Origin of the sequence: Mycobacterium celatum (assembly GCF_002101595.1) — a bacterium.
GTDB classification, from domain to species: domain Bacteria; phylum Actinomycetota; class Actinomycetes; order Mycobacteriales; family Mycobacteriaceae; genus Mycobacterium; species Mycobacterium celatum.
This window is the reverse complement of the sequence record NZ_LQOM01000030.1, coordinates 18141-37698: the sequence shown is the minus strand read 5'-3', so window position 1 is coordinate 37698 and position 19558 is coordinate 18141. Positions and strand designations below refer to the sequence as shown.

General features: G+C 66.6%; 19 protein-coding genes. 7 read left to right on the top strand and 12 right to left on the bottom strand.

Translation table 11 applies throughout. The features are described from left to right. Positions 1-4 precede the first annotated feature (4 nt). From AWB95_RS12785 to AWB95_RS12750, 8 genes are read right to left on the bottom strand one after another with little or no spacing between them, the layout of a single operon-like run. Positions 5-2014, bottom strand: coding sequence for an NAD(P)/FAD-dependent oxidoreductase (locus AWB95_RS12785; protein WP_269745751.1), 2010 nt, complete (start codon positions 2012-2014; stop codon positions 5-7). Between the two features lie 58 nt (positions 2015-2072). Further along, entirely contained in the window at positions 2073-3200 is a 1128-nt protein-coding gene (locus AWB95_RS12780) for an NDMA-dependent alcohol dehydrogenase (protein WP_062540768.1), read from the bottom strand. Positions 3201-3257: 57 nt separating this feature from the next. Further along, positions 3258-3803 carry a nuclear transport factor 2-like protein gene (locus AWB95_RS12775; RefSeq protein ID WP_062540769.1) on the bottom strand — a complete coding sequence of 182 codons (546 nt, stop codon included), beginning with the start codon at positions 3801-3803 and terminating at the stop codon, positions 3258-3260. A 2-nt stretch (positions 3804-3805) separates the two neighbouring features. Then, positions 3806-4012, bottom strand: a complete 207-nt coding sequence (locus AWB95_RS12770; protein WP_062540770.1) for a ferredoxin — start codon at positions 4010-4012, stop codon at positions 3806-3808. Position 4013: 1 nt separating this feature from the next. Then, positions 4014-5372, bottom strand: a complete 1359-nt coding sequence (locus AWB95_RS12765) for a cytochrome P450 (protein ID WP_062540771.1) — start codon at positions 5370-5372, stop codon at positions 4014-4016. Next, a complete protein-coding gene (locus tag AWB95_RS12760) occupies positions 5369-6187 on the bottom strand; it encodes an SDR family oxidoreductase (RefSeq protein WP_062540772.1) in 819 nt (272 codons plus the stop codon). Before AWB95_RS12760 ends, AWB95_RS12765 begins: the two co-directional genes overlap by 4 nt. After that, positions 6188-7390 carry a cytochrome P450 gene (locus tag AWB95_RS12755; protein ID WP_062540773.1) on the bottom strand — a complete coding sequence of 401 codons (1203 nt, stop codon included), beginning with the start codon at positions 7388-7390 and terminating at the stop codon, positions 6188-6190. It lies immediately after the preceding gene. After that, positions 7387-7998 (bottom strand): TetR family transcriptional regulator, encoded by a 612-nt coding sequence (locus AWB95_RS12750; RefSeq protein WP_062540774.1) that lies wholly within the window; start codon positions 7996-7998, stop codon positions 7387-7389. The genes AWB95_RS12755 and AWB95_RS12750 overlap by 4 nt, the downstream gene beginning before the upstream one ends. Positions 7999-8140: 142 nt before the next feature. Here AWB95_RS12750 and AWB95_RS12745 point away from each other — a divergent pair, with 142 nt between their 5' ends. From AWB95_RS12745 to AWB95_RS12730, 4 genes are read left to right on the top strand one after another with little or no spacing between them, the layout of a single operon-like run. Further along, positions 8141-9607, top strand: a complete 1467-nt coding sequence (locus AWB95_RS12745) for an aldehyde dehydrogenase (protein WP_062540785.1) — start codon at positions 8141-8143, stop codon at positions 9605-9607. 55 nt (positions 9608-9662) lie between these two features. Then, on the top strand, positions 9663-10412 hold the full coding sequence (locus AWB95_RS12740) for an SDR family oxidoreductase (RefSeq protein WP_062540775.1): 750 nt from the start codon (positions 9663-9665) through the stop codon (positions 10410-10412). Continuing rightward, on the top strand, positions 10409-11260 hold the full coding sequence (locus tag AWB95_RS12735) for an NAD(P)-dependent oxidoreductase (RefSeq protein WP_062540776.1): 852 nt from the start codon (positions 10409-10411) through the stop codon (positions 11258-11260). The genes AWB95_RS12740 and AWB95_RS12735 overlap by 4 nt, the downstream gene beginning before the upstream one ends. 8 nt (positions 11261-11268) lie before the next feature. Continuing rightward, on the top strand, positions 11269-11694 hold the full coding sequence (locus AWB95_RS12730; RefSeq protein ID WP_062540777.1) for a carboxymuconolactone decarboxylase family protein: 426 nt from the start codon (positions 11269-11271) through the stop codon (positions 11692-11694). Here AWB95_RS12730 and AWB95_RS12725 read toward each other — a convergent pair. Together AWB95_RS12725 and AWB95_RS12720 are read right to left on the bottom strand one after the other, a co-directional pair. After that, positions 11691-12284, bottom strand: a complete 594-nt coding sequence (locus tag AWB95_RS12725) for a TetR/AcrR family transcriptional regulator (RefSeq protein WP_062540778.1) — start codon at positions 12282-12284, stop codon at positions 11691-11693. The two genes, AWB95_RS12730 and AWB95_RS12725, sit on opposite strands and share 4 nt — an antisense overlap. After that, a complete protein-coding gene (locus AWB95_RS12720) occupies positions 12284-13525 on the bottom strand; it encodes a cytochrome P450 (protein WP_062540779.1) in 1242 nt (413 codons plus the stop codon). Before AWB95_RS12720 ends, AWB95_RS12725 begins: the two co-directional genes overlap by 1 nt. A gap of 102 nt (positions 13526-13627) precedes the next feature. Between AWB95_RS12720 and purD the strand changes: the two genes are divergently transcribed. Beyond that, a complete protein-coding gene (purD, locus tag AWB95_RS12715; RefSeq protein WP_062540780.1) occupies positions 13628-14896 on the top strand; it encodes a phosphoribosylamine--glycine ligase in 1269 nt (422 codons plus the stop codon). An 86-nt stretch (positions 14897-14982) separates the two neighbouring features. On the opposite strand, the gene ggt is transcribed toward purD, so the two are convergent. Beyond that, complete coding sequence (gene ggt / locus AWB95_RS12710; RefSeq protein ID WP_062540781.1) at positions 14983-16569, bottom strand: gamma-glutamyltransferase; 1587 nt, start codon at positions 16567-16569, stop codon at positions 14983-14985. A gap of 61 nt (positions 16570-16630) precedes the next feature. Between ggt and AWB95_RS12705 the strand changes: the two genes are divergently transcribed. Further along, positions 16631-17806, top strand: a complete 1176-nt coding sequence (locus AWB95_RS12705; protein ID WP_062540782.1) for a thiolase family protein — start codon at positions 16631-16633, stop codon at positions 17804-17806. Between the two features lie 77 nt (positions 17807-17883). Here the strand turns inward: AWB95_RS12705 and AWB95_RS12700 are convergent, their stop codons facing one another. Continuing rightward, positions 17884-18789 carry an alpha/beta hydrolase-fold protein gene (locus AWB95_RS12700; RefSeq protein WP_085168304.1) on the bottom strand — a complete coding sequence of 302 codons (906 nt, stop codon included), beginning with the start codon at positions 18787-18789 and terminating at the stop codon, positions 17884-17886. Positions 18790-18913: 124 nt separating this feature from the next. On the opposite strand from AWB95_RS12700, the gene AWB95_RS12695 reads away from it, so the two are divergent. Beyond that, positions 18914-19534, top strand: coding sequence for a TetR/AcrR family transcriptional regulator (locus tag AWB95_RS12695; protein ID WP_062538200.1), 621 nt, complete (start codon positions 18914-18916; stop codon positions 19532-19534). The last annotated feature ends 24 nt before the right edge of the window (positions 19535-19558 follow it).

Sequence of the window (19558 nt, the reverse complement as noted above, 5' to 3'; positions counted from 1 at the left end):
ATCTCTAGATGGCGCAGGCGGCGCGGGCGCCGTCTTCGGTGGCTTTGCGGATCAGTCCCAAACCGGTGCAGTCGCCGGCTGCGTGTATTTCGGTGTCGGGCAGGGCGGTTACCAACGCGTCGAACAACGCGGTGTCGGGTTGCGGGGTGCCGGCGACGACGACGGTGTCGGCCTGCAGGTGGCGCGTTGTCCCGCAGTCCGGCGTGAAAATTACGGCGTCGTCGGTGATTCGTTCGACGGCCGCCCGGACGTGGACCGTGACCCCGAGGCGGTCGAGACGATCCATGTGCTCGGTTCTGCGCTTGAGGCCCACTTCGGGGGCAATCGCTTTGCCGGACTCCAGGATTGCCACCAAGCGGCCGCGGGCCGCGAGAAACTCGGCCAGCTCGAGCGCGACCAGGTCGCCGCCGATGATCGCGACGCGCCGGCCGATCGGCATCCAGGCGCGGGTGGCTTTGCGCATGAGTGTCGGGCGGATCAGCCGCTGCCTGCGTCCCGCGAACAGCTCACGCAGCGCGGGTCCGGTGCGGACGTGCGGAAGTTCGGCGCCGGGTATCTCGGGGACCGCGACCTTGCCGCCGGTTGCCACGATGACGCTCTGCGGCGACAGGCCCACGACATCCTGGGCCGAAACGGCGTGATTCAGCACGACTTTCGCGTGGCTGCGGGCGATCTCATCGCGCAGGTAGCTCAGGAACGGCTCGTTCTCCGGATGCAGGACCGCGGCCCAGAGCAGCGCTCCCCCCAACTGGCCGTGGCGTTCGAACAACGTCACTCGATGCCCGCGGCCGGCTGCGACGCGGGCCGCTTCGAGACCGGCGGGCCCACCGCCGATCACCACCACCTGTTTGGGGCGCTTGGCGTGCGATGGGGTCAGTTCGCGCTCCTTGCCGGTGCGCGGGTTGACCGCGCAGTCGACGGAGAACCGCTGTTCCATTGCGTCGATGCAGTTTTCGCAGGAGATGCATTTGCGGATCCGGTGCGCCTGGCCGGTCAACAGCTTGCGTGGCAGCTCGGCGTCGGCGAGCAGCGGGCGTCCCATCGCGATGAAATCGGCGCGCCCCTCGGCCAGGATCGTTTCCGCCCGGGCCGGATCGTGGATACGCCCGACGGCGATCACCGGCACGTCGACCACTTCTTTGACCGCGGCCGCAGCGCCCACGTTGAGAGCGTCGCCGTCGTCGGCGCCGTTGACCATCTGGGTGACCAGCCGGTCGATCACTCCGCCGCTGACGTGGAAGGCATCCACTCCGGCCTTAACCAGTTCCGGTGCGACCTGGGCGGTCTCGTAGATCGGACGGCCGCCGGCGACCCGCTCGTATCCGGAAATCCGCAGGGTGATCGGCAGCGCGTCGCCGATCTCGGCGCGGATCGCGGCCAGCGTCTCCAACACGATCCGGAGGCGGCCCCGCACCGAGTCGCCGCGATAGTCGTCGGTGCGCCGGTTGCGTTGCGGGGCAAGGAAAGAGCCGAGCAGCATGTAGCCGTGCGCGGCATGCAGCTCGATGCCGTCATAGCCGGCTTCGGCGGCCCGCCGCACCGCAGCCTTGAACAAGTCGAGCACCTCGGTGAGCTGCTCGGTGGTGATCTCCGCCGACGGCCGCCCGGTCAGATACGACGGGATCACCGACGGTCCCAGCGACGTCACGCCGTGCATCTCCGGGCCCAGGCCGTCGGGTCCGGCGTGCACGATCTGCGGCTGGATCTTGGCGCCGTGCTCATGGACTGCCTCCACCAGCCTGCGGTGTGCGTCGACTGCGGCGTCGGTGCCGAGATGCAGCCCGCCGGGTGTTTCGGGGTGCCGATGGTCAATGCCGGTGGCGCCCACCGTGATCAGCCCGACCCCACCTTGGGCGCGGGCGGCGAAGTAGTCGCAGGTGCGCTGCGACGGCAGACCTTCCGGGGTGCCGTACATCGTCTCCATCGGCGACATCACTAGCCGGTTGCGCACAGTCATGGCGCCGATGCACCCGGGTTGTAGGAGGTGTGCGAACCTCTCCTGCCGAGCGGCCACTTATTGCACGCTTACTGCGAAAAGCCGTGTCATAACTGGCCACTCGGCGAGAAAAGGATCAGCGGTCGTCGTCGGTGTAGCGGATGACGCCGCGAATGTTCTTGCCGTCCAGCATGTCCTGGTAGCCGTCGTTGATCTGCTCCAGCTTGTATTGGCGGGTGATCATGTCGTCGAGGTTGAGCTTGCCCGCCTTGTACATCGCCAGCAGCTGCGGGATGTCGTACTGCGGGTTGCCGCCGCCGAAGATGGTGCCCTGCAGGTTCTTCTGCATCAGGGTGAGCATCGCGAGGTTCAGCGTGACCTGGTTGTCGATCAGGCTGCCGATGGCGGTCAGCACGCAGGTGCCGCCCTTGGCGGTCATGATCATGTAGTTCTCGACATCGGCGCCGTGGAGTTCGCCGACGGTGACGATCACCTTCTTGGCCATCAGGCCGTAGGTGACCTCCATGATGCCCGCCAGTGCGGAGTTGATGTCCGGATAGACGTGTGTGGCACCGAATTTCAACGCCTGGTCGCGCTTCCACTCCACCGGGTCGATGGCGAAGATGTAGCGGGCACCGGCGCTGACTGCGCCCTGCAGCGCGGCCATGCCGACGCCGCCGATGCCGACGATGGCCACGTCGTCGCCGGGGCGGATGTCGGCGGTCCGGGTGGCCGAGCCGTAGCCGGTGGTGACGCCGCAACCCACCAGGGCCGCCACCTCGAACGGCACCGACGGATCGATCTTCACCACCGAACTCTTGTGCACCACCATGTACGGCGAGAATGTGCCCAACAGGGTCATCGGGTAGACGTTTTGGCCGCGGGCCTGGATGCGGAAGCTGCCGTCGGAGACCGACGCGCCGTTGAGCAGCCCGGCCCCCAGATCACAGAGGTTGCGCATGCCCGCCTGACACGTCTGACATTTGCCGCAGGACGGGATGAACGACAGCACGACGTGATCGCCCACCGCGATGTCCTCGACGCCGGGGCCGACCTCCGTGACGATGCCCGCACCCTCGTGGCCACCAAGCACGGGAAAACCCGCCATGGGGATACCGCCGGTGACCAGGTGATGGTCGGAGTGGCACATCCCGGCCGCTTCCATTTGGATCTTGACCTCGTCCTTGCGCGGGTCACCGATCTCGATCTCCTCGACCGACCACGGCTGGTTGAACTCCCAGAGCAGCGCGCCCTTTGTCTTCACCGCGAACCTGCTTTCAACTAGTTGGTAGGGACCTGTGCGACAGCGTAGTGACGTGGGTCACCACAACGGAACGGGGGCCTTACCTAGCGGGTAGTAGCCCGGCAGCTTCTCACCGGCCAGGCTGCGCTCGATTCGCTTCTGCATGCCCGCCGAAAGCTTGCCGGCCTTCATCAAATCCATGTACAGCGTCTGGACGTGGCCGAAGTCGAAGAAGTCGCGTTGCCACTCGATGAGCTTGTCGGCGTTCAGCCGAAACCAGCTGCCGCCGATGCCGTAGATCTCCTGCCGCCCGCCGTCGCCGTCGACAACCACCTGCTTCCAGAAGCCGACGATCTCGCCTTGCCGGTCGTCGATGATGACCTTCTGATACGGGTACTGCCAGTTCTCCAGGCCCTGCATCTCCAAGCCGAGTGCGATCTCGCGGATCTCGTCGATCCCGACGCACATCACGTCTTCCTTGGGCCCGATGTTCCAGCCGTAGGTGGCCTCGGGGGCGTAGAAGTCGGCCAGCGGCTTCCAGTCGCCGGCCTTCTCGCACCCCTTGTTGGCCGCAAGCCAGCGCTGCACCCAGTCGTCGAGCTCTGCGCGGGGAAATGACGCCATTGTCAGTCTTCTTTCTCTTCGATGGACAGAGCCTGGGTGGGACAGGCCCACACGGCTTGCTCGATTTCTTTGCGGGCCTCTTCGGGCGGTTGGTCGTCGAGGATTTCGACCTGGCCGCGCTTGGGCACCCGGAAGTAGTCGGGCGCTTCCAGTTCGCACATCGCGTGTCCCTGGCAGAGATCCAGGTCGGCTTTCACCTTGTAACCCATCTCAGCTCCTGCGGCGGTAGCGCACCTTGGCCGGCTGGGCCAGCTGCACCACCATCTTGGAATGGTCGTTGCGGTAGCTCTCCGACGGCTGGGTCATCTCGAATTCATACTCGCGCAACAACACCGAAAAGATCGCCTTGATCTGCATGGTGGCGAACGCCGCTCCCACGCACCGATGCCGGCCCGCACCGAACGGAATCCAGGTCCACCGGTTGACCAGGTCTTCTTGCCGCGGCTCTTCGTAGCGCTCCGGCACGAAGTTGTCCGGGTCGGGAAAGTCCTCGGGGATGCGGTTGGAAATCGCCGGTGAGGCGGCGACGAAGTCGCCTTCGTGAATCGGGTAACCGCATACTTCGAATTCACCTTTGGCCACCCGCATCAGGATGATCAGCGGCGGATGCAGCCGCAGCGTCTCCTTCAGGACGTTCTCCAGCCGCGGAATCTGGCGCAGCGCATGGAAACTCACCGACTGGCCGTCGGCGTAGAGCTCTGCGAGCTCCTCGATCACCCCGGCATAGACGTCGGGGTGGCGCATCAGCTCGATCAGCGTCCACGACGCGGTGCCGGAGCTGGTGTGGTGGCCGGCGAACATCAGCGAGATGAACATGCCGGTGACCTCGTCGGCCGAGAACCGGGCGTTGCCGTCTTCGTCCTTGATCGACACCAGCACGTCGAGCATGTCGCGGTCGCTCTTGTCGGCCGGCGGGTTGGCGATGCGCTGGTTCATGATCTCCTGGACCAACGCCACCAACCCTTTTCGGGCCTCGTCGCGGCGACGGAAGCTTTCGATCGGCAGGTAGGGATCGACATAGCACAACGGGTCGGTGCCGCGCTCGAGCTCGTGGTAGAGCTGTGCGAACCGGTGGTCGAGCTGCTCACGGAATTTCGGGCCGATCAGACACGCAGTCGAGGTGTAGATGGTCAGTTCGGCGAAGAAGTCAAGCAGGTCAATTTCGCCTGTCTCGCCCCAGTTTTCGATCATTCGCCGCACTTCGCGCTCGATCGTGACGGCATGGCTTTTCATGTGCTCGCCGCGCAGCGCGGAGTTGTGCAGCATCTCCTTGCGCCGCTCCGGGCTGGCGTCGAACACCACGCCCTTGCCGAAGATCGGCGTCATGAACGGGTAGGCTTCGGCCTGGTCGAGGTCGTCGTCGCTGGACCGGAAGAAGAACTCGTTGGCTTGCGCACCGGACAGCAACACAACCTGCTTGCCGGCGAGCTGGAACCAGCCGACGTCGCCGCACTCGTCGCGGACGCGTTTCATCAGCCCGATCGGGTCGGTGCGGAATTCCTCGAGGTGGCCGTGCTCCTGCTCGCCACCGGATACCCGCGGAACTTCTTTGAGCTCTTGGCTTGTCACGATTCCTCCGGAAACTTCAGTTGCTTGCGTTCGGCGGGCGCGTTGGCCAGCGGCGCCTCGGGTTGGATCTCCATCGACGTGATGAACCCGCCGCGCGGGGTTTCGGCGACGAACGCGATCGCCCGGGCGAGGTCAGACGCGCGCAGAAAGTAGTCGTGGCGGGCCTGGCCCCATTTGGCCCAGTCCTCGAGCATCGGGCCGATGGACTCCGGCGGCAGGCTCCAGCCCATCCCGGTCTTGGTGGGGCCCGGGTGCACGATCGAGGCGCGCACACCGGTGCCTTCGAGTTCCATTTGCAGGTTTGTGACCATCGCCGTCAGCGCCGCCTTGGCCGCGCCGTAGGCACCCATGTGCGGGCGCTGGCGCAGCGCGACGTCGGACCCGACGAAGATCAGGTCGCCGCGTTGACGTTCCAGCATGCCCGGCAGCACCGCGGTGGCCAGTCGGTTAGCGCCGATCAGGTGGATCTGCACTTGCGATTCGAAGACGTCGGTGCTGATCTCGTGCAGGCGACCGAAGAACGTGTCGCCGGCGCCGGTGATCAGCAGTTCGATGTCGCCGAGTTGCTTGGTCGCTTGGTGCACAAACGATTTGACCGACTCGGGTTCGGTGACGTCGAGATGCAGCGCGACGGCCTCGCCGCCGTCGGCTTTGATTTTGTCGACCAACTCCTGGCATTTCTCGACACGGCGTGCGCCCAGTGCGACCGGGAAGCCGCGACCGGCGAGCTCGACGGCGGTCGCGGCGCCGATGCCCGACGACGCGCCGGCGACGATGGCGGGACGACGGGCCGGATGTGGTTCGAAGCGGGGCATTTACACGGTCTCCACGGTGATCGGCAGGCGGGCGAATCCGCGTACGTTGCTGGAGTGGACGCGGACGGCGTTGTCCTCGTCGACTTCGTAGCCGCGGATCCGTTGGAACAATTCGGTGAGCGCCACTCGCGCCTCCATCCGGGCAAGGTGCGCGCCCAGGCAGAAGTGTGCGCCGCTGCCGAAACTGACCAGATTCGAGCCGATGTCGCGGCCGATGCGGTACTCGTCGGGGTCGTCGAACACCCGATCGTCGCGGTTGGCCGAGCCCGGAAGCAGCAGCAGCACATCGCCTTCGGGAAGCGTGGTGCCATACAGCGTGAATTCCTGTGCGACCGAGCGGGCCAGGATCTGGCTCGACGTGTCGTAGCGCAGCGTCTCCTCCACCCACAGCGGGATCCTCGAGTGGTCGGCGTATACGGTCGCCAACTGGTCGGGATTCTTGAAGCCCCAATATGCCGCGTTGGCAAGCAGTTTGGTAGTGGTCTCGTTGCCGGCGACCACCATCAGGAACAGGAACGCCATGATTTCCTCGTCGGTGAGGCGGTCCCCGTCGATCTCGGCTTCCAGCAGCGCCGACGTCAGGTCGTCGCTGGGCTTTTTGCGGCGCTGGCTGACCATGTCGGCGTAATACACCATCAAATCGGCCGACGCCTGGATCGCGGTGGGCGGCACATCCGCCAGCCCGTCTTCGCGGTGCATGACGCCGTCGGCCAGTTCCCGGATGCGGGCCCGGTCGGGTTCGGGTACACCCATCAGCTCGGAAATGACGTCCATTGGCAGCTTGCCGGCGAATTCGGAGATGAAGTCGAAACTTTCGGATTGCAGCGCGTTGTCGAGGTGCCGGCGCGCCAGTTCGACCACCCGCGGCTCGAGTTCGCGGATCCGCCGCGGCGTGAAGCCCTTGGAGACAAGCGTGCGTAGCCGCAGATGCCCCGGGTCGTCCATCGCGAGAAACGACATCACCTTGTGCGCGTCGGGGGTGCGCGACACCGGATCCAGCGATACCCCATACGCATTGGACAGCGCGGTGCTGTTGCGGAAGCCCTGCAGCACATCGTGATGGCGCGACAAGGCCCAGAAGCTCAGCTCGTCGTTGCGGTACAGCGGAGCCTCGTCACGCAGCCGCCGGTAGTACGGGTAGGGATCTTCGTGGAAGTCGTAATCGTAAGGGTCGAGCACCAATTCGGGCGTCTCTACACTCATTTGCCTTCTCCCAGTATTAGCCCCACCACGTAGCCCAGCCGGTCGGCAATCTGGTGGTAGCTGAACGCGCCGCTGCCGGCCTGGACCAGCGCACCGAAGAACGTCATCTCGAGTGCGGCTACGGTGCGGGGATCGGCATCCGGGCCGATCGCCGACGTGACGCGGCGATGGATCTCCGCCCCGATCCGGTCGCGGACCTTGCGAACCGCCGCATCGGCGCCCCCGCCGAGCAGCGCCGTCGTGCAGGCCGCGGCGACTTCCGGTTCGTCGGCGACCACCAGCGCCAGATGCCGAAGCGCCTTGTCGACCCGGAGCGGCATCGGGTCGTTGACGTCGGTGAAGTAAGGCACCTGGCGGACCAGGTCCAGATAGACCTCGGCGATCAGGTGGTTCTTCGACGAGAAGTAGGTGTAGGCCGTCGCCGGCGCCACCTTGGCGCGGGCGGCCACCGCGCGCACGGTCAGGTCCGCGTACGACTTCTCCCGCAGGACCTGGATGCCGGCGGCCAGCACCTTGCGGAAAGTCTCTTCCTGCCTGCGGTTGCGCGGCGCCTCTCCGGTGTGGCGATCGGCGTCAGACGTGATCGCGGCCACTGCATCACTGGACACGTGTCCAGGCTAACGGAAGTCGACGAGGGCAGGCAAGCCCGCAGGAAAAATGTGGGTCACTTGCTCCGCCGACGGCCAGGCGGCTATGGTTCAACTGGACTATTCCGGACAAGTGTCCATCGCAATGAGGCGGGAGCGGAAGATGGCGTTACTGGCCGACGGGGTGAGCACGTTGCTCATTGACGGGAAGCTGGTGCCCGGCAGCGCGGGTACCTTCCCGACCGTCAACCCGGCCACCGAAGAGGTGCTCGGAACGGCCGCCGAGGGCACCGCCGACGACATGGGCCGCGCCATCGAGGCGGCGCGCCGGGCCTTCGACGAGACCGACTGGTCACGCGACACCGAGTTGCGGGTGCGCTGCGTGCGGCAGCTGCGCACCGCGATGCGCGACCATATTGAAGAACTCCGGGAACTGACAATTTCGGAAGTGGGCGCGCCGCGGATGCTCACCGCCAGCGCGCAGTTGGAAGGACCGGTCGACGACCTGGCGTTCAGCGCCGACACCGCCGAGACCTATTCGTGGAACAAGGATCTTGGCGAGGCCGCCCCACTGGGCATCCCGACTCGCCGCACGCTCGCCCGCGAAGCCGTCGGCGTCGTCGGCGCTATTACGCCATGGAACTTCCCGCATCAGATCAACCTGGCCAAGCTTGGGCCCGCGCTGGCCGCCGGCAACACCGTCGTGCTGAAACCGGCACCGGACACGCCGTGGTGCGCAGCCGTGCTCGGCGAGCTGATCGTCGAGCACACCGACTTCCCGCCCGGTGTGGTCAACATCGTCACCTCCAGCGACCACAGCGTCGGCGCGCTATTGGCCAAAGACCCTCGGGTGGACATGATTACGTTCACCGGGTCGACGGCCACCGGCCGCGCGGTGATGGCCGACGCCGCCGCCACGATCAAGAAGGTCTTCTTGGAGTTGGGCGGCAAGTCGGCATTCCTGGTGCTCGACGACGCCGACCTGAACGGCGCGGTGTCGGTATCAGCGTTCTCGGCGTGCATGCACGCCGGGCAGGGCTGCGCGATCACCACCCGGCTGGTGGTGCCGCGCTCGCGTTACGACGAAGCGGTCGACATCGCGGCGGCCACCATGTCGTCGATCAAGCCGGGCGACCCGACCGACCCGGGTACGGTGTGCGGTCCGCTGATCTCCGAGCGCCAGCGCGACCGCGTCCAGGGCTACCTGGATCTGGCTGTGGCAGAAGGTGGTTCGTTGGCATGTGGCGGCGGCCGACCGGCGGATAGGCCCTCCGGGTTTTTCATCGAGCCGACGGTGATCGCCGGGCTGGGGAACGACGCCCGCGTCGCCCGCGAGGAGATCTTCGGACCGGTGCTCACCGTGATCGCCCACGACGGCGACGACGACGCGGTGCGGATCGCCAACGACTCGCCGTATGGCTTGTCGGGCACCGTGTTTGGCGATCCGGAGCGCGCGGCAGCGGTGGCGTCGCGGTTGCGGGTGGGCACGGTCAACGTCAACGGCGGCGTGTGGTATTCGGCCGATGCGCCGTTCGGTGGTTACAAACAGTCCGGCATCGGCCGGGAGATGGGATTGCTCGGCTTCGAGGAGTATCTCGAGACGAAGGTCATCGCGACTGGCCAGTTATGACACGGCTTTTCGCTAGAAGCGTGCAATAAGTGGCCACTCGCTTGGAGAGGAAGACATGAGATTCGAAAACAAGGTCGCCGTCGTCACCGGGTCCGGCGGCGGCATCGGCCAGGCGTATGCCGAGGCGCTGGCCCGTGAAGGCGCCGCGGTGGTGGTGGCCGATATCAACGCCGAGGCGGCGGAGGGAGTGGCCAAGCAGATCACCGCCGACGGCGGCACCGCGATCAGCATTCCCGTCGACGTATCCGACCCGGCTTCCGCCAAGGCGATGGCCGACCGCACGCTGTCCGAGTTCGGCGGCATCGACTACCTGGTGAACAACGCGGCGATATTCGGCGGCATGAAGCTGGATTTCCTGCTCACCGTCGACCCCGAGTACTACAAGAAGTTCATGAGCGTCAACCTCGACGGCGCACTCTGGTGTACCCGTGCGGTGTACAAGAAGATGGCCAAGCGCGGCGGCGGCGCGATCGTCAACCAGTCCTCCACCGCGGCGTGGCTGTACGCGAACTTCTATGGACTGGCCAAGGTCGGCATCAACGGCCTGACCCAACAACTCTCGCGTGAACTGGGTGGTCAGAACATCCGGATCAACGCGATAGCGCCGGGCCCCATCGACACCGAAGCAAACCGGACCACCACCCCCAAAGAGATCGTCGACGACATCGTCAAGGATCTTCCGTTGTCCCGGATGGGAACTCCCGAAGACCTGGTCGGCATGTGCCTGTTCCTGTTGTCCGACGAGGCGTCGTGGATCACCGGCCAGATCTTCAATGTCGACGGCGGACAGATCATCCGGTCATGAGCAATGACGTGAAGCTCGGCTACGTCGGGCTGGGCAACATGGGTGCACCGATGGCCAAGCGGCTGGTCGACTGGCCGGGCGGGGTCACGGTGTTCGACGTGCGCACCGAGGCGATGACGCCGCTGGCCGAGGCCGGCGCCACCCTCGCCGACAGCGTGGCCGACGTCGCGGTCGCCGACGTCATCAGCGTCACCGTGCTCGACGACGCGCAGGTGCGCGAGGTTGTGGGCGCGTTGGCTGCTCACGCGAAACCCGGTACCGTCATCGCGATCCACTCCACGATCAGCGACACCACCGCCGTCGAACTCCCCGACGAGTGGAAACCCCAAGGCATTCACATCGTCGACGCACCTGTCAGTGGGGGCGCGGCTGCTGCCGAGAAAGGTGAACTCGCCACCATGGTCGGCGCCGAGCGGGAGGTCTACGAGAAGATCAAGCCGGCGTTCAAACAGTGGGCGTCGATGGTCATCCATGCCGGCGAGCCGGGCGCCGGTACGCGAATGAAGCTGGCGCGCAACATGTTGACGTTCACCTCGTACGTCGCGGCATGTGAAGCGATGAAGCTGGCCGAGGCGGCGGGCCTTGACCTGCAAGCGTTGGGCAGGGTGGTGCGTCACACCGATGCCCTCACCGGCGGGCCGGGGGCGATCATGGTGCGCGACGACATGAAACCCCTTGACCCGGACCACTTCCTGTACCAGCCATTCCTGCACACCCGCGAGCTGGGCGAGAAGGATCTGAGCCTGGCGCTGGCATTGGGCAAGGCGGTATCGGTGGAATTGCCGCTCGCCGAGCTCGCCAGGCAAAACCTTGCCGCCGGCCTCGGCTTGCCGCGCTCGAACGAATAGGAGAAGCCATGGACGAGTTGCGCCGCAAAGGCTTGGCGAAGATGAACGAGGTCTATGGCTGGGAGATGCCCAACGTCGAGGGCGATGCGTTCTTCGACCTGACAGTCGATCACCTGTTCGGCTCCATCTGGACCCGACCGGGGCTGTCGATGCGGGACAAGCGCATCATGACGCTGACCGCGGTGACCGCGATCGGCAATCGCGACCTGGCCGAGATCCAAATCAACGCCGCGCTTCTCAACGGCGAACTCAGCGAGACCGAACTGAAGGAGATGGCCGTCTTCCTCACCCACTATCTGGGCTTCCCGTTGGGCTCGGCGCTCAACGGCGCCGTCGACGCCGTCGTGGCAAAGCGCAAAAAGGGTGCAGGAGAAGACAAGAAGGCCAACGTCGACGCCGCTTTGAAGATGCACAGCGGTAAGGAGCGGGACTAGCCGGCCACCGCCGAGGCCACCCAGCGACGCAGATAGCGGCGCAGCTCCGCGCCTCGCCGGGGCGGGCGGCCGGGGTCGATGACGAACGACTGGATGATGCGCAACAAGTGCTCACCCAGCTCGCTCAAATCGTCGTCGGTCAAACCTGCTGTGGCCCAATCGACATCGAATCGCCGCAACATCGCGCCGGCGAATTGCAGGGCCACGTCTGATGTCACGTCCGCGGTGAACGCATTGTGGCGGTCGGGAGCAAGCAGCAGGCCGATGTGTTTGTCGTGCGGCAGCCATTCCAGCGCAGTTGCGATGCCTTCGGTCACGGCCTCCACGGGATCGGTGATCCCCGACAGGTGCACCGCCAACCGGTCGAGAAAGCCGGTCGCCGACTCGGTCGCCGCCGCGACCAGCAGGGCGTCGGTGCTGGGGAAGTAGCGGTAGACGGTCTGCCGGGTAACGCCAAGCGCGCGTGCCACGTCAGCGATGCTGATGTCGGCGCCGCGTTCGTCGATGGCCTTGCCGGCCGCGGCGAGGATGCGGGCGACGGCCTCCTCGTCGGATGCCGGGGTTGCGCCGGCCCAGCCGTGGGTGCGCACTAGCCGTGATAGGAGACTTGCAGGTCTTTGATGCCGTTGATCCAGCCGGACCGAAGTCGTTCGGGTTCCGCGAGTTTGGTGATGCTCGGCAGCTGGTCGGCGATCTCGTTGAAGATCAGCTTGATCTCCATGCGGGCCAGGTTGGCGCCGATGCAGTAGTGGGCGCCGTTGCCGCCGAAGCCCAGGTGCGGGTTCGGGTCGCGCAGAATGTTGAAGTCGAACGGCCGGTCGAAGACTTCCTCGTCGAAGTTGGCCGAGCTGTAGAACAGGCCCGCCCGCTGGCCTTCCCGGATCGTCACGCCACCGATCTCGACGTCTTTGCGGGCCGTCCGCTGGAAGCAGTGCACCGGTGTTGCCCAGCGGACGATTTCGTCGACGGCGGTCTCCGGGCGCTCGCGCTTGTAGAGCTCCCACTGGTCGGGATAGTTGGAGAACGCGTTGATGCCGTGCGTCATCGCGTTGCGGGTGGTCTCGTTGCCCGCCACGGCCAAAAGGATGACGAAGAACGCGAATTCGGTTTCGCCCAAAGATTCTCCGTCGATGTCCGCCTGCACCAGCTTGGTGACGATGTCGTCGGCCGGGCAGCGGCGACGCTCTTCGGCCATGGTGTAGGCGTAGCCCATCAATTCGGCATTGGCCGTCGTGGGGTCACTGTCGAAGTCCGGGTCGTCGGTGTTCATGATCGCGTTGGTCCACCCGAACAGCCGCTCACGGTCGGCCTCCGGTACCCCGATCAGGTCGGCGATCGCCAGCAGCGGCAGCCGCATCGCGATGTCGTCGACGAAGTTGCCGGTGTCCTTCTCTGCCGCGGCTCGCACGATGTCGCGGGCGGCCGACGCCAGCTTCTCCTCCAGGGACGCGACGGAGCGCGGTGTGAACAGCCGGGAGACCAGTTTGCGCAGCCGGGTGTGCTCGGGCGGGTCGTGGTTGATCAGCAGCGCCTTGGTGAGTTCCAGCTGCTCGGTGGTCACGCCGTCGGGCAGGCGCATCACAGCGCCCTTGGCGTTGGTGGACCACAGGTCGTTGTCCCGGGAGATCTCTTTGATGTCGCGGTGGCGGCTGATCACCCAGTATCCGCCGTCGTCGAAAATGTTGGAGCCCGGCGGCTGCTCGTTCCACCAGACTGGCGCGGTCCTGCGCAGCTGAGCGAACTCCGCCACGGGCATTCCGCGTTTGAGCAGGTCGGGGTCGGTGAAGTCGAAGCCCGCTCCGAACGGACAGGCACGCTCGGTTGTCGTCATGTGTCGCAGCCTCCCTGAGTGATCTGACACACACCTCAGTGTCTAGACCATACACCGAGCTGTCAAGTGTATGGCCGTGGGAGGCGCTATAGGCTCAGGCACGTGCGCGTCCTGGTGATCGGTTCCGGTGCCCGTGAACATGCGCTGCTGTTAGCGCTGGCCAAGGACCCGCAGGTCGATGCACTGGCCATCGCGCCGGGCAACGCCGGCACCCCGGCAGTGGCCGACCAGCATCAGGTGGACATCACGTCGGGGGACGAAGTGGTGGCCCTGGCCCGAAAGGTAAATGCAGATCTGGTCGTCATCGGCCCCGAGGTTCCGTTGGTGCTCGGGGTGGCCGATGCGGTGCGCGACGCCGGCATTGCCTGCTTCGGGCCGGGCAAGGACGCCGCCCGCATCGAAGGCTCCAAGGCATTCGCCAAGGACGTGATGGCCGCGGCCGGTGTGCGCACCGCCTCCAGCGAAATCGTCGACAGCCCGGCGCATTTGGATGCCGCACTGGATCGGTTCGGGCAGTCCGCCGGCGAGGCGGCCTGGGTGGTCAAAGACGACCGACTGGCGGCGGGCAAGGGTGTGGTGGTGACGCCGGACCGGGCTGTCGCACGTTCGCACGCCGCCGGGCTGCTGGAGGCCGGGCATCCGGTGCTCTTGGAGTCTTACCTCGACGGCCCCGAGGTGTCGTTGTTCTGTGTAGTCGACGGCAAGACGGTCGTCCCGATGCTGGCGGCCCAGGACTTCAAGCGGGTCGGCGACGGCGACACCGGTCCCAACACCGGTGGCATGGGAGCCTACGCTCCGCTGCCGTGGCTACCTGCCGACATTTACCGCGACATCGTCGGTCAGATCGTGGAACCCGTTGCGGCCGAACTAGTTCAGCGCGGCTGCCCGTTTTCCGGGCTGCTGTACTCCGGGCTGGCGATCACCTCCAACGGGCCGGCGGTCATCGAATTCAATTGCCGCTTCGGTGATCCGGAGACGCAGTCGGTGCTGGCATTGCTGGAATCGCCGCTGGGGCAGCTGCTGCACGCGGCAGCCACCGGCCGGCTGGCAGACTTCGGGGAACTGCAATGGCGCGACGGCGCCGCGGTCACTGTGGTGCTCGCGGCGGAGAACTATCCGAGTCGGCCGCGGTTGGGTGATGTCGTCGTCGGCGCCGACGCCGACGGCGTGCTCCATGCCGGGACCGCGCGTCGCGACGACGGCGCGATCGTGTCGTCGGGTGGCCGCGTGCTCTCGGTGGTGGGGACGGGCGCGGATCTGGCCTCCGCACGCGAGGCCGCATACCGCACGCTGAGTTCGATCCGCTTACCGGGCGGGCACTTTCGCAGCGATATCGCTCAGGCCGCCGCTGAAGGGAAGGTCCGGGTCTAGTCGACGTTGATTCTGCGTGTACCACGGAGTCTCCTCGAACTTTTGCGTGGTGGACGCAGAATCAGCGCGCGAAAACAACCCCGGGTCTAGAACCCTGCGGCTTGGCCGTCGCGGCGTGGGTCGCTGACCGCAAGGTAGCCCTCGTCGAGGCGCCAGATCGCCTGGCAGCTGCCGAATTGGTTATAGTCGTCGACGGCGAGCAACTCGTGGCCGCGCCGGCGGAGCTCGTCGAGCGTCGACGGCGGAAATCCTTGCTCGAAAGCGATCTGGTTGCCGTGCACCCACCGAAACCGCGGGCCGTCGCAGGCCGCCTGCGGGTTCTGCCCGTAGTCGACGACGCGCACCACCACCTGCACATGGCCCTGTGGCTGCATCGGGCCGCCCATCACGCCGAAGCTCATCACTGGCGCTCCGTCCTTGGTGATGAATCCCGGGATGATCGTGTGGTACGGCCGCTTGTTCGGTCCGACCTGGTTCGGATGACCCGGTGTCGCAACGAATTCCGCGCCGCGGTTCTGCAATGCGATCCCGGTGCCGGGCACCACCACACCGGAGCCGAATCCCCCCATGGAGTTCGACTGGATCATCGACACCATGACGCCCGACGCGTCGGCGGCGGTGAGATACACGGTGCCCCCGCGGGGTGTTCCCGCGCGGGCGGGCCTTGCCCGCTTCGGGTCGATCAGCATTGCCCGTTGCTTCAAATACCCCGCGTCGAGCAGGTGCTCCGCTGACACAGTCATGTGCCCGGCGTCGCCGACGTAGGCCGCGGCGTCGGCGAAAGCGAGCTTCAGTGCCTCGATCTGCAGGTGCACGCTATCGGCGGAATCCACTGGGAGCGAAGACATATCGAAGTGCCCGAGAATGCCGAGCGCAATCAACGCGACGATTCCCTGGCCGTTGGGCGGAATCTCGTGGATGCTATAGCTGCGGTAGTCGTGGTCGATCGTGCCAACCCAGTCGGCGCGGTGCGCGGCCAGGTCGCTGGCGCGCATGGCGCCCCCATTGGCCGCCGCATGCGCCTCAAGCTTCGTGGCTAGTTCGCCGCGATAGAACGCCTCACCGTTGGTGGCGGCGATCTCTTCCAACGTGGCTGCATGGTCGGGAAAGACCACCAGCTCACCGGGTTTGGGTGCTCGGCCGCCGGGCATGAACGTGTCGGCGAACCCGGGCTGGGATTGGAGCACTGGCACCAGCGCCGCCCATTGCTCTGCGATCGTCGGCGAGACCAGAAACCCGTTGCGGGCGTAAGTAACAGCAGGCTCGAAGAGTCGTTCGAACGGCAGCTTGCCAAACTTGGCATGCAGTTCGACCCAAGAGGACACCGCACCAGGCACGGTGACCGAATTCCAGCCCAGCGCGGGAACGTTGTTCCCGCCGAAGTAGTCCGGCGTCCACGCGGCGGGAGAGCGACCCGACGCATTCAAACCGTGCAGTTCCCGGCCATCCCAGATGACGGCGAACGCGTCGGCCCCGATGCCGTTGGAAACCGGTTCCACCACGGTGAGCGCGATGGCGGTGGCGATGGCCGCATCGACCGCGTTGCCGCCGTTGGCGAGCATCCGCAGACCTGCCTGGGCGGCAAGCGGCTGTGACGTGCAGACAACATTGCTCGCCAAAACGGGCGTCCGCGGCCAAGCGTAAGGCAGGTCCCAGGCGAACGGCGCGGTCACCGGTTGATGATAAGCCCTCCGGTTATCGTCGCCGTTACGGTAGTTGTTACTATTACTGGCCATGCCCAAGCCCGTCATCGTCAGTGCCGTCCGAACCGCAATCGGGACATCGTTCAAAGGCTCACTGGTCAACATACCGGCCGAGGTGCTGGCGACCACCGTGCTGCAGGAAGTGGTCCGGCGATCCGGTCTGGAGCCGGACGCCGTCGATGACGTGATCTTTGCCGAATCCCATTACGGCGGAGGCGATTTGGCCCGTTACGCGGCGGCCGCATCGAACATGGTGTCAGTGCCCGGGCAGGCAGTCAACCGGCATTGCGCCGGCAGCCTCACCGCCGTTGCCAATGCCGCCGCCCAGATCGGGTCCGGCGTCGAGCGCGTCGTGGTGGGTGGGGGAGTGCAGTCGCTGTCCACGGGCCCGTTGATGAACTGGCGCATCCCCGGGCCGAAGCTGGAGTTCGAAGAACGCTGGATGCCGCCCACCCATGTGGAAACCGTCGATGCGCCGACTCGCGACATGTCCATCACGGTGGGCTGGAACACCGCCCAAGCGGTCGGCATCACCCGCGAGGAGATGGACGCATGGGCGCTGCGGTCACATCAACGTGCGATCGGGGCGATCGACGCCGGCAAGTTCGTCGACGAGATCGTCCCGCTGAAAATCCAAACGCCCGACGGCGCAGTGGTGGAGTTCAGCGTCGACGAGCATCCGCGCCGCGACACCAGCATGGAGAAGCTGGCGTCACTCAAAGTGCTGCATCCCGAAATCGAGGGCTTCTCGATCACCGCCGGCAACAGCAGCGGCACCAACGACGCGGCCGCGGCGCTGACGCTGGCCGACGAGGAGTTCGCCCGCTCCGCCGGGCTCACCGTGCTGGGCGCCGTCAAGACCTGGGCATCCGTCGGCGTCGAACCGAGAGACACCGGCCTGGGCGCGGTCCGGGTGATCGGCAAGGTGCTGGAGCGGGCCGGCCTGTCGCCCGCCGACGTCGCCCTGTGGGAGATCAACGAGGCCTTCGCCTCGGTGCCGATCGCCGCGTGCCGCGAGTACGGGCTCGACGAGGATCGGGTCAACATCTACGGCAGCGGGTGCAGCCTGGGCCATCCGATCGCGGCCACCGGGGCGCGGATGCTGACCACGCTGGTGCACGAGTTGGGTCGTCGCGGCGGCGGGATCGGGGTCGCCGCGATGTGTGCCGGCGGCGGTCAGGGCGGCGCCGTCGTCGTCGAGGTCTGACCCCGCGCGCCGAGCGTGCACGTGGGGCGAAATTTTGGCCGCTTTGTCGCCCTGATTGCACGTTGGCCGAACGCGGGCTAAGCCGTGAGCAGCGGCGCCATCCAGGTCAGCTCGGCCGGCAGCTGCGAGCTCCAGAACCCTGGGTCGTGCCCGCCTGGCGGGAACCCGCCGGCCGGCGGGTGGGGCAGCTGCGCCACGAACTGCTTCGTCGCGCCGTAGAACGGGTCACCGGTGCCGCAATCCACCCGGATCGGGATGGACGCCAGCGCAGGCATGCCGAACACCGAGTTGGCCGACCAGTCGTCGGGCCCGTCGAATGCGCCGGGCGCCGCCGCCCCGGGCGAGAGCCACAGCGCCGGGCTCACCGCGCAGATCGCGGCGGTGTGGGCCGGTCCGAGCCGGCCGCCCAGCAGCAATGCGCCGTAGCCGCCCATCGACCAGCCCAGAAACGCCACCCGGGACGTGTCCAGGTTCTGCCCGCCGAGCATCGGGATGAGCTCGTCGAGCACCATCGCACCCGAGTCCTCGCCGGAAGCTCTTTTGTGCCAATAACTTCCGCCGCCGTCGACGGCAACCACCGCGAACGGCGGCAGCCCGGCGTTGACGGCCTGGGCCAGGCCCTGCTCGACACCGCCGGCCATCACCGTGGACGCGTCAGAGCCCTTGCCGTGCAGGGCGATCACCGGCCGCAGCGCCTTGGTCTGGCCGGGCGGGCGGGCGATCGCCCAGTTGGTCGTCACACCGCCGCGGGCCGCCGACACAAACGAACCGGTGGACATCGTCGGCGCCGCAGCAGGGGCCGGCTCCAGCGGTGCGGGTGGAGCCAGGGGCACGCCGGTGGCGGTCATCGTCACCGGCGTCGCCGCCGACGGCCGGACGGGAAGCAGCGTGTCCAGTGCGTAGGCGCCGACTGCTCCCGCCGCCGCGCTGGCGCCAAGGCGCAGCACAGCGCGACGGCTCAAATTCGGCATGCGGCTCATGATAAAGCGCGCCGCTCCTCCTCATCGCTGCGCTCTGCATCGTCGCTGGCGCGATAAGGCGCTGGTCCCCGGGGCGTTTGTCCGAAAGGGCAATGCGGCCCCTGCCCGACTGGCAGCATGACTATGCGTGACAGCAGCTGTCACTCCCAAGGGAGAACGTCGGCGGTACGCGCTGGTCAGCGCGGCCGCTGAGCTGTTGTGCGAAGGCGGGTTCGAAGCAGTGCGGCACCGCGCGGTCGCGCGCCGGGCGGGCCTGCCGCTGGCGTCGACCACCTACTACTTCTCCTGTCTTGACGACCTGATCGCCAGCGCCGTATCGCATGTCGGGATGCTGGAAGTGGCGCAGCTGCGGGCCCGCGTGGCAGGGCTGTCCCGCCGCCGCCGCGGCCCGGAGACAACCGCCGACGTACTCGTCGACCTGCTCGTCGGCGACGAATCCGGTCCCCGCCTCACCGAGCAGCTGATCTCGCGCTACGAGCGCTATATCGCCTGCGCCAGGCTGCCCGCGCTACGCGACATTCAGCGCCGGAATCTGCGCCAGCGCGTCGACGCCGTCGCCGAAGCGATCGAGCGGTCGGGCCGCTCGGTGCGGCTCGAGCTGGTGTCGGCGTTGATTTGCGCCGTCGATGGCGCGGTAGTCTCGGCGCTGGTCGACGACCGGCAGAGTGCGCGGGATGTCGCGCGGGCCACGGTGATCGACATCATCGACGCGCTGGCGCCGTTCGACCAGCGGCCCGTGCAGATTTGAGCCCACGCCCGTCTCGTTGGCGGG